This is a genomic window from Pedobacter sp. 01T416_2, assembly GCF_056398925.1.
The window spans coordinates 17,069-32,137 of the sequence record NZ_JBFTQI010000003.1; the positions used below are offsets into that span (position 1 = coordinate 17,069).

General features: G+C 41.3%; 15 protein-coding genes. 4 read left to right on the forward strand and 11 right to left on the reverse strand.

Annotated features, from left to right (window positions below):
- Positions 1-11: 11 nt before the first annotated feature.
- From AC1DPQ_RS00340 to AC1DPQ_RS00370, 7 genes are all read right to left on the reverse strand, one after another.
- Positions 12-2,198, reverse strand: a complete 2,187-nt coding sequence (locus AC1DPQ_RS00340) for a TonB-dependent siderophore receptor (RefSeq protein ID WP_477607456.1) — start codon at positions 2,196-2,198, stop codon at positions 12-14.
- A 298-nt stretch (positions 2,199-2,496) separates the two neighbouring features.
- A complete protein-coding gene (locus AC1DPQ_RS00345; RefSeq protein WP_057935007.1) occupies positions 2,497-2,913 on the reverse strand; it encodes a hypothetical protein in 417 nt (138 codons plus the stop codon).
- Between the two features lie 795 nt (positions 2,914-3,708).
- Positions 3,709-4,500: a phosphatase PAP2 family protein gene (locus tag AC1DPQ_RS00350; RefSeq protein WP_057935009.1), complete on the reverse strand. Its 792-nt coding sequence runs from the start codon at positions 4,498-4,500 to the stop codon at positions 3,709-3,711.
- Positions 4,501-4,503: 3 nt separating this feature from the next.
- Positions 4,504-4,911: a hypothetical protein gene (locus AC1DPQ_RS00355; RefSeq protein ID WP_057935010.1), complete on the reverse strand. Its 408-nt coding sequence runs from the start codon at positions 4,909-4,911 to the stop codon at positions 4,504-4,506.
- Positions 4,912-4,971: 60 nt separating this feature from the next.
- On the reverse strand, positions 4,972-6,225 hold the full coding sequence (locus AC1DPQ_RS00360; RefSeq protein ID WP_057935011.1) for a sensor histidine kinase: 1,254 nt from the start codon (positions 6,223-6,225) through the stop codon (positions 4,972-4,974).
- Complete coding sequence (locus AC1DPQ_RS00365; protein WP_057935012.1) at positions 6,222-6,899, reverse strand: response regulator transcription factor; 678 nt, start codon at positions 6,897-6,899, stop codon at positions 6,222-6,224. The genes AC1DPQ_RS00360 and AC1DPQ_RS00365 overlap by 4 nt, the downstream gene beginning before the upstream one ends.
- Positions 6,900-6,982: 83 nt before the next feature.
- Positions 6,983-7,582: an HD domain-containing protein gene (locus tag AC1DPQ_RS00370; RefSeq protein ID WP_477578119.1), complete on the reverse strand. Its 600-nt coding sequence runs from the start codon at positions 7,580-7,582 to the stop codon at positions 6,983-6,985.
- A 203-nt stretch (positions 7,583-7,785) separates the two neighbouring features.
- Between AC1DPQ_RS00370 and AC1DPQ_RS00375 the strand changes: the two genes are divergently transcribed.
- A complete protein-coding gene (locus tag AC1DPQ_RS00375) occupies positions 7,786-8,199 on the forward strand; it encodes an EamA family transporter (RefSeq protein WP_057935014.1) in 414 nt (137 codons plus the stop codon).
- 91 nt (positions 8,200-8,290) lie between these two features.
- Positions 8,291-10,717: a TonB-dependent receptor gene (locus AC1DPQ_RS00380; protein ID WP_477607458.1), complete on the forward strand. Its 2,427-nt coding sequence runs from the start codon at positions 8,291-8,293 to the stop codon at positions 10,715-10,717.
- Between the two features lie 73 nt (positions 10,718-10,790).
- Here the strand turns inward: AC1DPQ_RS00380 and AC1DPQ_RS00385 are convergent, their stop codons facing one another.
- From AC1DPQ_RS00385 to AC1DPQ_RS00400, 4 genes are read right to left on the reverse strand one after another with little or no spacing between them, the layout of a single operon-like run.
- On the reverse strand, positions 10,791-11,522 hold the full coding sequence (locus tag AC1DPQ_RS00385; RefSeq protein WP_057935016.1) for a GIN domain-containing protein: 732 nt from the start codon (positions 11,520-11,522) through the stop codon (positions 10,791-10,793).
- Positions 11,519-11,902: a GntR family transcriptional regulator gene (locus AC1DPQ_RS00390; RefSeq protein ID WP_057935017.1), complete on the reverse strand. Its 384-nt coding sequence runs from the start codon at positions 11,900-11,902 to the stop codon at positions 11,519-11,521. Before AC1DPQ_RS00390 ends, AC1DPQ_RS00385 begins: the two co-directional genes overlap by 4 nt.
- A gap of 1 nt (position 11,903) precedes the next feature.
- Entirely contained in the window at positions 11,904-12,683 is a 780-nt protein-coding gene (locus AC1DPQ_RS00395) for a hypothetical protein (RefSeq protein ID WP_057935018.1), read from the reverse strand.
- 6 nt (positions 12,684-12,689) lie between these two features.
- The gene (locus tag AC1DPQ_RS00400) at positions 12,690-13,520 is read right to left on the reverse strand and encodes an ATP-binding cassette domain-containing protein (RefSeq protein WP_057935019.1); all 831 of its coding nucleotides are present in this window, start codon (positions 13,518-13,520) and stop codon (positions 12,690-12,692) included.
- Between the two features lie 299 nt (positions 13,521-13,819).
- On the opposite strand from AC1DPQ_RS00400, the gene AC1DPQ_RS00405 reads away from it, so the two are divergent.
- A complete protein-coding gene (locus AC1DPQ_RS00405) occupies positions 13,820-14,161 on the forward strand; it encodes a PadR family transcriptional regulator (protein ID WP_057935020.1) in 342 nt (113 codons plus the stop codon).
- Positions 14,131-15,069, forward strand: a 939-nt coding sequence (locus AC1DPQ_RS00410) for a permease prefix domain 1-containing protein (RefSeq protein WP_477607461.1), incomplete at its 3' end; no start/stop codon positions are given. The genes AC1DPQ_RS00405 and AC1DPQ_RS00410, both read left to right, overlap by 31 nt.

Here is a 15,069-nt window from a genome sequence, read left to right on the forward strand (position 1 = left end):
ACCATCGCCAATTAAAATTTATAGCCTACGTTTAACCTGAACTCACGTGGTGGGTAGGGAACATAGGCATAGGTACCAATTGTAGCAGATGACGGCGTAATCCATGCACTTCCGTAATTAAACCTGTTGAATATATTATTCACAATTCCATTTACAGAAAAGCGGGCATTCGACCAGCCAATTCCGCCATCCACACGAAAAACAGGTGCAAGCTCCAGCTTTTGAAGTTCGTATCGGCCAGCTCTCCCTACCTGCAACTGATATCCAGCTGATACCGTTAAACCCTTTATTTGATGAAATGGCAAAAGATAATTCAACCAGGTGTTCTGAATATGTTTAACCCGAAAAGGTGTAACCAATCCTATCCGGGCCACATTGGCATCCCTGGAAATATGGCTATCTGTGTAGGCATAGTTGATTACCGTATTGAGGCCTTTTAAAATTTCTCCTTTCAGATCAAACTCGATCCCCTTGGAAAGGGTCTGCCCCAACTGAGTCTGGATATTGGTGGAAGGATCGCTTACCTTTACATTATCCCTGATAATTCTGTAAACCGAGATTGTGGTATTCCATTTCCCATCCATCCAGTCTTTCTTAAGCCCAGCCTCTATGTTTTCGCCCTTTAGGGGCTTAAATGCCTCACCATTTGTGGTATTAATTCCGCTTTGTGGCGTAAAGGTCTGATCAAAAAGTGCGTATACGGAAAAATCCGGCATCAGCGAATAGCTCAATCCCAACTTTGGCGTAAAAGCTGTATTTTTGGTCTCGCCCAAACTGGTTTTGGTAGGGCTCTTTTGAACGCCTGTCTCACTAAAGGTCAGTCTGGCGGCTACTGTCACGCGCAACCTATTTTCAAACATTGCAAGTTCATCCTGTACATACGCAGCCTGATACGAGATGGACTGCTGATCAGTCGCGATCTCTGATAATGCGCCCGTTCTAACGTTGGCATCAAAGTCAATGCCATATACAGGATGATAAGCATCCAGTGGATAAAGGGTCTGGTTGGCTGTGGGATCACCTGATCCGGAATAGGAAATAAACCTTTTACGGTTGATGTCGATACCACCCAAAAACTGGTGGCGGACCGCACCTGTATTAAATTCGCCGTTGATATAGGGCTGGATTGCAAGCGCATCTGTATTCAAACGCTCATAGGTTGCCCTGCGCATGATCAGATTAGGCTGGGCCGCATTGTAGCGTGAAACAAAGAAATAAGTTCCTTCCAGGTGGTCACGTGCATATGCGGCATTTATTGTAAGGTGCCAGTTTTGGCTAAACGAATTATGATAACTTAAAAAACCGTTGTGCTCAACAGATTTAAATGGTGCCTTATTGGGGTCGTTTATGGTAAAGTCACTGGGCAAGCTCACAAATCCATCGGGCGCAAATACTGTCGAAAAATACTGTTGAAAGCGCTGGGTCTGGAATAGATACTCTGCAGAAACATAGGAGTGATCATTTATATTATATCTGATTACCGGATCCACCACAAGTTTATCGTTGAAATTATACTTCTGGAACGATTCAGACTTTTGCCCGGCAGCATTTAGCCGGTACTGCCATTTATCGGTTCTATCCAGATTGCCGTCCAGATCTGCCGTAACCCTATAAAGGTTAAAACTCCCCGTTGTGAAGCTAATCTGATTGGTATTGCTCCCCATAGGCTGTTTAGTGAGCACATTGTAAGAACCCGCCGGGTCAAAAAGCCCATTGATATAACTTGAGGGGCCTTTTATAAATTCTACACGGCCGATAATGGCGGCATCCTCGGCGCTGGGGCCAGCGTAAATCATCGAAAGATCCAGCCCATTGCGCATCGGGGTTATCTGCGCTCCACGCATAAAAACAGAAGCGTTATACATGTCTGCATTGTTGTTACGAATGGTACCACTAACATTCCGCGTTACGCTTTCGTTAACATTGATAGATTGCTGGTCGGCAATAATACTCTGATCAATCTCCTGAATATTCTGTGGAAGCTGGAGCAGTGGCGTATTAAGTTTCAAAGCAGCTGAAGATTTGTTCAGGTTATACCTGCGGTAATAGCGGGAACTTATTTTTACCTCGTTCAGTTTCTTTGCCGAGGTATCTCCTGTGATTTTAACCAGATCCTTTTGGGGTTTCGTTTTATCCTGGGCCAAAACTCCGGCCGAAAACATAAGTAAACAAAGGCCCGTTAATAGTATGTTTTTCATTTAAATTCTTTTTATGGCTGTAAACTGCGCATCAACAAAAGAGTATCATCTTTCTAATCCGGCAGGTCGCCAATTTATCTCTTGCTTGTTTTATACAAGATCTTTTAGGGTCGTTTAGGTAAACAGGGCCGCTAGCGTTTTTATAATATTTTTTTTAACGCAATTTTGTAGGAAAGCTCGTACATCCCGCGCAAATCTTTTACAATATGCTTTACGCGCTATGCAAAAAGCACAGCAAAGAACATTAGGCCCTGACCAGTAAAAGATTAATTAATAATTGTTGTGTTTATTGCTTCGACTATCTCCGGCGATATCGGCTGTCCAGATAATGATCAGCATCGACCATTACCCTTTTATAGCGACGGTCAATTTTATAGATCTTATCCAGCTCAGTTTTAAAATACCGAACAGATTCAGCTGCATCCTTGCCTGATACATCAGGTTCAAAGTGCTCCATCCATTCCTCCATCTCATGGTTCGCCTTCTCGATATTTACCATTATGGACAGGACCTTAACAGTATCCTTATCACCGATATTTCTATATACCGAATCCAGGGACTTGTACAGTCCATGAGCCAGATCTGCATCCCGCATTACCTTGTCATGAACACTGACCACTTTTGATCGGATTTCCCTATAGTTTTCCTGATTTTTACAGGAAAAAACAAAGACTGTTACCAATAAAATTGCAGGACAAATAACCAAAGATCTCATTTTGAGAAGTCATAAAATAAGCTATACACAAAATTATTTTGGTATCGTCCAAAAAATAGCGGTTTATCTTCCCGGAAGTAGAAAGAGTACCCATGGAGTGGACAATACCCGGATAAGTTTAGACAGACTACAACTTATCGGTATTTAGCAGTTCCACTTTGGTGGTTGGAATATAGTGTAAGTACAGCTAATAGGCCGATCAATCCTAAGAGGGTGATAATTAACAATATTTTTGGGAAAAATAAGAGATAAAAAAATTGGTTGAGTTGGAAGACCCAGAGGATAGGCACTACGCTGATTTTGGCGGTCCTGTTTTTTTTCTTTTTCCTCTGCCTGTTTTAGTTTCTTCATTAGATAACACTTGCCATTGCAGTGCATCCAGGGCCTGTTCTTATTTTCACACAATTTGGCAGCAATCTCCTTTTTATTCACTTCAAATCCGGCGTAAACCAAGTAAACGGCAAAATTTGATCCGATAAGCGCTACCAACAATAATATGACTAAAGACCTTTTAAACATTTCTGTCACAAAGATAGGAGTATAATTTAAAGTGGTTTGGTCAAAATGTTAAAGTTTAGCACATCAAACCTGTGGAAGTGTCATGGATAGGTAAAATGACAGTGATACTCCCAAGTATACATGCCTAAGCGTTCCTCACAATATATTTACCTTAAACCCCCATTTGGGTTTGATACAGCATATACGGTTCGCTGTAATTTCTGCCGACAGGGAGTTTATGGTGATTTAATTGGCAGAAAACATACATGATTAAGGTTGTGCCCCCCGGCTATACACTTAGAACCTTCCCGAAAGCATCAGTCCGGTGCTACCAGGTTGATGGAAGGGCATTAAAGTGAAATTGCCTTCTTTCTTTGTGGTGAACAGGCCTTTCATATAGGGATAAATCAGGTAAGCGATTTTTGTGGAAGCAATACCGAAACCGGCACCGGCCACCACATCGCTAAACCAATGTTTATTGTTGTACATCCTTAGTGTTCCTGTGGCCGTGGCCACAAAATATCCTGCGTAACCGATCCATGGATCTACATCCTTATATTCCTGATGGAGAAATTCTGCTGCCATAAAAGCTGAGGCCGTATGCCCTGAGGGAAAAGAATTTGTACCCGATCCGTCAGGCCGCATTCTGCCCACACCCTGCTTTACAAAATGGGTAGAAACGCCCATAATGGCAGCAGAGGTAACATATAACATGGAGGCATCGAACAGATTGTGTTTTCCTTTTACCCCCGATAGGTTAAGTGCATAAACCGCAGCGGCTGGGGCTAACTGTAAATAATCATCTACATGGGCGGCGAAAAGCGGGTGATCTTCCTGTAATTCAGCCTTGGTGCTCACATCAAGCTGTTTGAGTGCACCATGGTCGTAAACCGCAGCAAAACCATAACCGATCAATACTGCAGGTGCAATAAAGGTAATTGGCCTGAATTTCATCTTCGGCACAGGATTTCCGGCATACCATCTTCCTGCCGTATCGGCCGGAAGGATTGCAGTAGAATCGATAACCTGTGCAGAACAAATAGATATTGTAGTGATAAAAAGTAAGATAGAAAGACGTATTCTGCACATGATCTAGTTTTTAACGGTATTCCCGTTTACATCGAACAAAAGATCTTTACCTTTTACCTCAGCCTCATAATGTATTGTTCCATCGGCTTTTGTAATTTTTGCGGCTTCGGCAATCTTCTTGCCTTTTAGTTTGGCAAGTACGGTTACCGGCAGTTCTGAAGGTTTGATTGTGCTTTCTGTTTCCAGCAGAGTACCGCCCGGTGTATAAACTTCAGAAGTCTCTTTTCCATTGAGGATAAAACCAGCCTCATAATTAGCCTGCTCCATTTCCCATTTTACGTTAGCAGCAGGGTGTGATTTTTTAAAAGCAGCACTAACGGCAGCAGGTACTTTCAGAGCATTGATTTTTTGGGCCTGTGATGAGAAAACTGTTCCTCCCACTAGCAATATAATTACTAAAATCTGTTTCATAGTTTTAATTTTTAATCAAAACTATTCGGCAACTTTGTAGGAATTCTGTAGTTATCTGCCTTAGCCTAAATAAATTGAAAAAAAATGCATGTTTTCGATATGACTGTATTCAATATTGAATCCGTAAAGGTTACAGATCTGTTTGCTGATGGCCAGCCCCAATCCCATTCCCTCAGATTCTGTCGATTTTGAAAAACGGTCGAACATGCGGTTATGGATATTTAAGGTTTTTCCGGTATTTGAAATGGTAAGTTTTTCACTGGTCAATTCAAGCGATATCCTGCCATCGTTTATATTATGCCTTACGGCATTGCTGAAAAGGTTGTTTAAAAGGATATCTGCCAGATAGCGGCTCATGGTTACTTTCCGTTCCGATAGTTTTATTTCTACATTTAATCCGTCCCGTCCAAAAAGTTCCTGAAACTGACGGATTTTTGCTTCGATCATTTCTTTTAAGTCTATTTCCTCGGTATCCGATATCAGGTTGTTTTCGATCTTGGCCAACAGCAAAAGCGATTGATGTAACCTCGAAAGTCTACCTGTGGCTTGATAGATATCTTCCAGTAATGCACCCTGTTGTTCGGTAAAAGACTCTGTTTGCAGGAGCGAATCGAGCTTGGAATTGATCACAGCCAAAGGTGTCATCATTTCGTGCGAAGCATTATCGGTAAAACTTTTCAGTTCTTTATAATCCTGCTTTACTTTCTCGGCCATTGCATTTACCGATTTATTAAGTTCGTTAAACTCATCAATCCGCGTGGGCTCTTCTTTGATGTTATCCATGCGGGTTACCTCAAAAGCCTTCATCCGGTTAAGCACTACATAAAAGGGTTTCCAAAGCCTGTTTAGTACAAAACGGTTAATCAGCAATAGCGAAAAGAGCAGTAACATGGTAATGCCCAGGGTGATCAACAGGATAATCCTTACGAGGTCTTCCGATTCAACACGCGATTTCGTTATGGTAACCACTATTGTTTTTCCATTAAGGTTAACGGTGGTTACCAGACTTCTACCCGGCTCCTGTTCTTTCTCTTTAGGATTTAAGTAAGTGGTATAACTGAATTCGCGTACATCCGTGGTGTCGCCCTTTGGGCTGCTGTAAGAAATCTGCTGATCGAGGTAGGTTGCTGGCAGTGGAAGTTTTTTGTAGGTGTGGGTATATTGCCTGATCTCGTTTTCTTCAACGGCAAGGTCTTTATCAAGTTTGTTTGTCAGAATGAGGTGGATAACCAGGTAATAGATAATCCCGGTAATAATCAGCACGATGATGGAGGTGATGATGTTTACCCTGTTGTAACGGGTGGAGAGTTTCATTGGCTGCTGAATTTATAGCCGATACCATAAACAGAGCGCAGATGGTCTTTTGAACCAGCCTCGCTGAGCTTCTTTTTTAAATTTTTAACGTGAGTATAAATGAAGTCAAAATCATTTGAAAGATCCATTTCATCGCCCCAAAGATGTTCGGCCATTGCGTTTTTGGTTACCACCTTATTCTTGTTGGACAGGAAATACACTAATAGATCGAACTCTTTTTTAGTCAATACAACAGGATGTTCATTTACGGTAGTTTTCATCGCGGCAACATCAACCTTGATCTCATCAAAAATAATCAGGTTGGTTCCTTCAAAGTTTTTTCTCCTCACAATCGCACTTACCCTTGCTTTTAGCTCCGATAGGTGGAATGGCTTTACCAGGTAATCATCTGCACCAAGATCAAGCCCGGCCAAACGGTCATCAAGCGAATGCCTTGCCGAAATAATCAGTACGCCGTCTTTTTTGTTCATGCTTTTCAATCGGGTCAACAGCTCCAGCCCTTCTCCGTCCGGCAGCCCGAGGTCTAACAAAATACAATCGTAATGATATAGTGCTATCTTTTCGGATGCTGTAACGAAGTCGGTTGCAAGCTCACAGATGTTGCCCTCGCCTGTAAAATAGGCAAGGATACTCTCATAGAGTGCCTGTTCATCTTCGATGATCAAAATTTTCATGGTGTAAATTATTAAATTATGCCGGGATTTAAAGTGAAGCTAACCAGCGATGGGTACAAATCCGTATTTTCAACAATTATATATTAACCAATCCGGCCTATCAGTTTTTTTATGTTCAGCATTTTCTTTTCCTGTAATATCTTTTTGCCATAAGCAGTAAAATACTCATGCCGACTGAGCATTTCCAGGTTCAATGTATCCCATGCCAGATCGGTATAAACCAATCCGAGGTTTTCTTCCCATTCACGTTTTAGTCTATCGGCATAGTCCTGATAATCATTTAGCGAAAAATGGTAGAAATCTGCATCACAAATAACCATTTCCAGTTCGTTTTTGGGGTATTGTGGAAACCGGGTAGCCATAATGCATCCGCGCACCAGTTCTGTTCTTTCTCTCGCAAAGCCATTTTCTAAAAGAAATTCTGCAGCAATCTCTGCGCTGGCTTCTTCGTGCCCGACGTATTTTTCGGTATAGCCAAGATCGTGCAAAAACGCCGCAAGAATCACCACCAAACGGTCGGATTTTGAAAGTCCCATGTGGCGGCTTATTAACTGTACACCTTCAACCACCAGTAAGGTATGCTCAAGATTATGGAAATACATTCTTTGCGAAAGCCTGTTCTTCAACTGGTCTTCAACAAATAATTTTACCTTGGTTAATAACTGATCGGCTTTTTTATCCATCTAGATTAAATTAATCCGGCGCAATGATAAAACTCAATTCTGGAGAAAATCTGTAGTGCACATAATTATACTTTGTGCTTACAAATGTTTTTGTACTTCCTAATTGCCTCACAATAACTATGCGATTCAATACAATTTTACTACTGAATTAATGGTTAAATTCCTTTTTACTCCTTAAATTGCTTTAACCTAAAATCTTTAATATGTGGAAATATTATGCAATCTTATCTGCTTTTTTCGCCGCAGCTACTGCAATCCTTGCTAAAATCGGGATCAAAGGCGTCAATGGAAATCTGGCAACGGCGATCCGCACCATTGTTATTCTTTTCATTGCCTGGGGTATCGTGCTGGCCACCGGTGAAATTTCGCAGCTTAAAACACTGAGCAAAAATAACCTGATCTTTTTGGGCCTCTCGGGTGTTGCAACAGGGCTTTCGTGGATTTTTTATTTTAAGGCACTCGAAACCGGAAATGTTTCGAAAGTTGCCCCGATTGATAAACTAAGTGTAGCTATAGCCATGGGGCTTGCTTTTCTGATCCTCAAAGAACCCATTGAGGTAAAAACACTCATTGGCGGTCTTATGATTGTGGCTGGGAGTCTAGTGATCCTGTTATAAACCGGAACAGATCAGATCGATAGTAGTTTTCAGAAGTTCAGATTGTCTTCAGAATTGCTTTATAATTTGCCTTTCGGAAAACTTATAAATTATGAAAAACTACATACGGATATTGAGGCTTTTTTGCCTTGCGCTATTTCTTTGCCCAGAGGATGCAGAAGGACAGGAAAAGCCGATAACCCTTTCAGGACAGATCAGGGATGCAAAAAATAAGAATACACTGCCTTTCGGAAATATACAGTTAAAAAAAGGAACCGATACAAAATTTATTTTGGGTACGGTAAGCAACGAACAGGGCCGGTTTACCCTTAAAGATGTGCCTTCGGGAGAATATATTCTTGAAGTAAGCATGGTGGGCTACCAACGCATCAGCAAAACCTTCAGCGTTGGCATACTAAGCCCTTTTTTAGATCTTGGGAATTTCGATCTTATAGAAGATCCCCAGACCCTGCAAACCATTGAGATAAAGGGAACATCCACATCTGAAGGGATATCCAACAAAATGGATAAAAAAAGCTACGACATTACAAAAAATACAAGCCAATTGGGTGGGTCGGTACTTCAGGCCATGCAGAATCTTCCAGGCGTAACCATTCAGGATGGTAAAGTGCAATTGAGGGGGAATGATAAGGTTGCAGTACTCATTGATGGAAAACAGAATGCCATCACAGGTTTTGGTAGCCAGACCGGGCTTGATAATATCCCGGCATCATCCATAGAGCGGATTGAGATTATAGCAAACCCTTCTTCTAAATTCGATGCCAGCGGAAATGCAGGCATTATCAATATTATATACAAGAAAAACAATCAGGAAGGCTTAAATGGCAAAGTGGGTTTTAACAGCGGTCTTGGATCACTCTGGCTCAGAAAAGAAAACCTACCGGGGATATCGCCGCAGTACCAGGCCACTCCAAAACTTAATCCATCGCTTTCGTTAAACTATAAAAAAAACAAAACCAATATCTTTTTACAGGCGGATTATCTGTACACCCAAACACTGAACAAAAACGAATTTTCTCAGCGCATCTTTGATAGTGGCATGGTACTGAACCAACAGGTAAAAAGAAACCGGACAACGACCTTTACAACCGTAAAAACCGGAGTGGATTATAATCCTGACGAACACAATAGCCTTACGGTATCTGCGTTTTTCAACAGGGAAAAAATCATCGACCTAGGTGATATCCCCTATTTTAATGGAGATTATACGGTACGGAACCGGTTGTGGCAATTTGTAGAGGACGAAGTAAAATATACGGCCACCGGTTCTGCTGTATACCAGCATAAATTTGCCCAGCCAGGACATACCTTAACTACAGGATTTAATTATACCTGGCACAGGGAAGACGAAAAATACAATTTCACTAACATCCTGCCCACTTTTAGCGGCGAAGATGCCTTTAAACTTTTGTCGGACGAACATGTTTCTGATCTTACCATTGATTATGTAAAACCCATGAAACATGGCCGGATTGAAGCCGGACTTAAGTACCGTTATCGGAACATCCCGACCAATATGCAGTTCTTTGCTGGGCTTAATTCGCCCATTGATGTGAACGCTGGAGGCTGGGCAGACTATAGTGAACATATTCCGGCAGTTTATGGAAACTATATTTATGAAACGCCCAAAATCGAACTTGAAGCCGGCCTGAGAATGGAGTATGCCAATATTTACTATGATGTAAACCCCGACCACAATACGTACAAAAGCGACGGTTATGATTACCTCCGCCCTTTTCCAAATCTTCGCTTTGCTTACAAAATCAATACGGACAACAGGATCACTTTCTTTTACAACCAGCGTGTAGACCGTCCAAACGAAGTGGATATCCGTATTTTCCCAAAATATGATGAACCAGAACTGCTCAAGGTAGGTAACCCTACCTTACGCCCACAGTTTACCACTTCGCTGGAACTCGGTTATAAATACAATTGGGACAAAGGTTATCTGTATGGATCAGCTTTTCATAAAATTATTTCGGRCACCATTACCAGGATTGCCACACAGGTTCCTGGAAATACCATCTTGTATAATATTTTCCAGAATGCCGGAAAAAGCTACAATTCGGGAGGGGAACTGCTTTGGCAACAACAGCTCAAGGCCTGGTTTTCCTTCAACCTGAGTGGGACGGTATACCAGAATACCATTGATGCATTTAGCGTAGAAAACAGATACCCCGTACCCACTCAATATAGCATGACCAAGGAATCCTTAGTATCCGGGAATGTGAAATTCAATGCCCAGTTTAAGTTAAAAGGCGATACCGATATCCAACTTTCTATGGCCTACCTGGCGCCGGACATTATTCCCCAGGGAAAAATCGGCTCAAGGTTCTCAACAGATCTTGGAATTAAAAAGCAGATCCAGAAAGGAAAAGGTGAACTGTTTTTAAACGGCAACGACATTTTTAATACGCTGAAAATCAAAAAAGAGATTACTGGCAACGGATTCAGGCTAAACAGTACCGATTATTATGAAACCCAGGTATTCAGGATGGGTTACAGTTATAAGTTTTAATCTAATTCTGGAATATCGAATATCAGTGTTATGGTATGCGATATTCCAGAAATACAAACCCTCGGGCGGTTTATTATCTTTCCCCGTTTTCTTCGATAATCCGCAAGGACTTCCCATTGAGCGTTACGGTTGCTTCATTGGAAAGATGATATTCACTTTTGGTGATCTTCGGATCCAGTAGCTCAAGTTTTCCTGACCCGGGAATTTTGAATACTGCGTTGCCAAAAGTTCCAGAATGCAACTGTAGGGATGAAACACCTTTTCCATGCGCACCGATCAATGCGTTCAGACTACCAACAGAGATACTATCCAGAACAGCGGAGGAAGAAATACCCAGATCGACATCCATTGAATCCTGTCTAAATCCACTGATACCTATTTGACCGAAAAGCCGTGCATGCTCCCATTTCTCACCGGTTCTAAAATACGGCTTTGTGCTGATCCGCTCAAGATTGTCAAGAACAATGACCAGATCATCGTTATAGACCATAAAATCTGCCCGCTTAGCCTCATCGCTCAGGTCGATCTTTAAACTACCTTGCTCAACACTCCAGATCACCTTATCCTTGGCGCGCGCACTTAGGTAAATGCCGCTATTTTTCCCCTGACGGATATAACATGTAATTTTATTCGAGCAGTCGAGTTCAATCTTTGAAACCTTGTTTATCTGATTATAGCTAAGCCCATAAAATGGATTTTTATAATCCCCGTTTCGGTATGAAGCTTTTAAGGTAAAATTATATACAGTTAGCGAGATCAGTATGATAGCTATAGCCGAAATGATCATAATATTGCTGTTTTTCATATTTGTTTGGATTGGTTCATGGTTTTCTTATAGGATTCGAACTGTGCGCCGATCTCCTCAATGGTAATCCCCAGCAGGTACATATTCTTGAGCAGTTCCGGCAGGTCCTGTCCCATGAAACGTTCCTTACTGAAGCTCCTTATTTTTTCAATGGCATCACTATGGATGAAGAAACCGATCCCTCTTTTATTTGAGATCACCTCTCTTGACTGCAGTATCTCATAGGCCCTCACCACCGTATGGGGGTTTACCTGAAGATCAGATGCCAGTTCCCTAACTGAAGGGATCTTCTGTTCCGGCAGCCATTTGCCCAGCATGATATGCTCGGTAACGAAATTTGCCACCTGGGAATAAATTGCTTCGTTTTCTCTAAACTCCATATTATACCTGCTTCTCCTTCAATCTAAAATAGCTTCCCAACCACAACAGGCCACAGACCAATACGAGTGAAGCAAACACCACAGCATCGCCCAAATGATCTCTCCTGATAAACCAAAAATGGCCCGCTTCAGTGATTCCGACCGAACTGAACGGGATACCCTTGTCTACCTTGAAACCAAAAATCCAGTTTAACAGCATGGTATTAAAAACACTCAGAAACAGGATAAATAAGAAAAAAAGAAAAGCAGTTTTGATAAAATGGAGCCTTTCAAAGTATATTGCCCCGATAAAACAGATCGCCTGAAGAACGGCAAACTGTGGAAATGCAATCCAGAACGGATCGTCGGTTGAAAATATATTCACCATATTGTTCTTATCTGAAATACCGACATTGCCCGCATATAGCACAATATAATCTACGGCGTAAAAGCAGCCGACATACACCAGCTGAAAAACAACAAAAGAATAAAGCCAGGCGACCAGATATTTCTCCAGATGAGATACGGGAAGGGTTAGAATGGGTATGGCCTTCTTTCTGCTACCAAGATCTGCAAAGATCATACTGGTAAATATCGTTCCAGAAAAGATCATGATGTTAAGAAAAATAATGCCCTGTTGAAATACACCTATATGGCCATCGCTGGTATAAGTAATAAAACTAAGGATGAGGGTGAGTACCCCGATCAGAACCCCTATTGACATCAGGTAGGTCTTGTAATTTTCGGCACTATGTTTTTTGAAAAGTGCGATAAACCGCTTCCAATTAAATATATCGTTCATATCCTGTTATTTTAAATGTTGTAAAATTAAATTTTCTCCATTAACAACCGCATTAAATAGCAGTTCCATATCCACCTTACCATACTGCTCATCGGTGTTGATACTGATGGTATTGGTACCGATCATATTATCTTCAGCGTAGAGTATCCTATCTGGGTTTGCCCTTCCGGCCGAACTAAAGAGCAAACGCTCCCCGATTACATCTAAAGGAAGGTTTACTACGATCTCTTTATTATGGAGCACAAGAAGGGTATCGATCAGACTGTCCAGATCCCTCACCTGATGAGTCGAGATAATGATGCACCGCTCATCAGAGAGTGCTGAGGAAATAACCTTTCTGAACTGGACCTTTGAGGGAATATCAAGTCCATTGGTCGGCTCATCCATGATCAAAAGAGATGTATTTGTTGCCAGGCCAAAAGAAATCATCATTTTTTTCTGTTGTCCAAAAGAAAGCTTGCTTAGGTTCTCCTCTCTGTCTACATCAAACTCCGACAGCAGTTTATAAAAATACGTACGATCAAAGGCCGGATAAAAGTGTGCCGTCCGGGCAACAAAAGACTCCGTACTTAGCGATGGCATGTGTACCTCTTCTGGAATAAAAAAAAGCCCCTGAAGAAAAGAAGGCTGGCGCCTGGCTGCAATTTTACCRTTGACCATACATTTCCCCTCAAAAGGAAAGGCAAGCCCCGCTATATTTTTGAGCAATGTAGATTTTCCAGCACCATTTTTTCCCAAAAGCCCATAGATGTGCCCTTTTTCAAGTTTCAGGTTCAATTTTTTAAGTAATGTGGATTTTTTAGAATATCCAAAACTCAGGTCAATGATCTCTATCATAATGAAGATATTTTTAGTATATCACTGTATCACTTATGTAACACACTACAAAAGTAAATTTAAATCCGGTATTTCAAAATATTTTATTCAATTTTTTATGTTTAGCGGCCAGGGCTAATTAAGCGCATTCAATTCCCTTACCTACTCTTAACTAAAACTATTCCTTGCAACCCGCAATTGAAAACAACATTCACTATTTACTTTCATGGTTACCAGCAGGATAACCCAATTCTTAAAGTTTAGTATAAAAATAATTTCACATACATTGAACTTCTACGTATATTTGAAAAAACATTTTTATGCTATCAAAGGAGCTAACTGCAGCATCATCTATCCCCATAATCCTTTCAACCCTTATTGAAGGCGAGAGTTATGGCTATGAGATCATCAAAAAAATAAAAGAGGCCTCAAACGGAAAGGTCCTATATTCCGATGGAACCCTATATCCGGTACTGAGAAAGCTGGAGGACAAAGAGCTCATCCGATCGGAATGGCGGATTGCCGAAAATCAAAAGAGACGACGGTATTATACCATTACAGATAAAGGAATAACACAGCTGAAGGAAGAAAAACTGAGCTGGGAATTTATGAACGGACTTTTAAATACATTATGGGCACCACTTCCGCTTACCTCAGTTTAAAGATTGCTGAATGGCAATCAAATCTTATCAAGACATCACTTACCCCCGACGATAGGGAAGAACTAACTAACCATCTTGATGATGTGATAACAGAGCTCACCGAACTGGGACTGAGCGATGAAGAAGTGTGGGCAGTTGCCGTAAAACGTCTCGGATCGGTTTCAGCGATTGAGTCTGAATTTGAAAAGGTCAATCCGGACATGCCGTTCAGAAAAAATGGGCTTCTGATGGTATACGGAGCCGTCATTATGCTCTTTCTGCAATCTTTTTTTATTATAGTTCCTGCATTTATCTTTAGAGCCAATCAAGAAAAAAATACGGATCAGCTCTTTCTTGGCATCAGACTGTGGCCCATGGTTTTTAATATACTGATCATAGTCCTGATCAGCATTATACTTATCTTTATTTTTAAAGGAAAGGTTTTGGCAAGGGCCTTAAGCAAACTTACAGGTAAGCTAAATATATTATCTGCATTTATCTCTGTAGTGGTAATTGTTGCTTCTGCCTTTTTTACTATTCAGCTCATCGGATTAAGCAAAACAGATAAGCTCCATTCGGTAGCACCAAAATTTAAAATGCTTACCCAGTTGTTCTATCTGGGGCTGATTGGCCTCATCGGGTATTTTCTTTTGATCGGAAACAACAGAAATGTACGTACCCTATTATCTTTTAACAGGAAGTTACACTGGAAAGTTTCATTGCTGCTCGGTGGGATTACCTGCCTTGCTGTTATCTTTAGCTACACCTACCGCCTGGCTTATCTCCCGTTGATTATCGGATGCCCCTTATTTGCCGTTCTTGGATGGATGGTGAGTTTTTCTGAGAAAAAAGGTATAAACCTGTTTTGCTGCCAGCTGTTTTTAATGCTGTTCCTGTTCTCTGAACTTAGTGGCCGTTACAGTGAAATG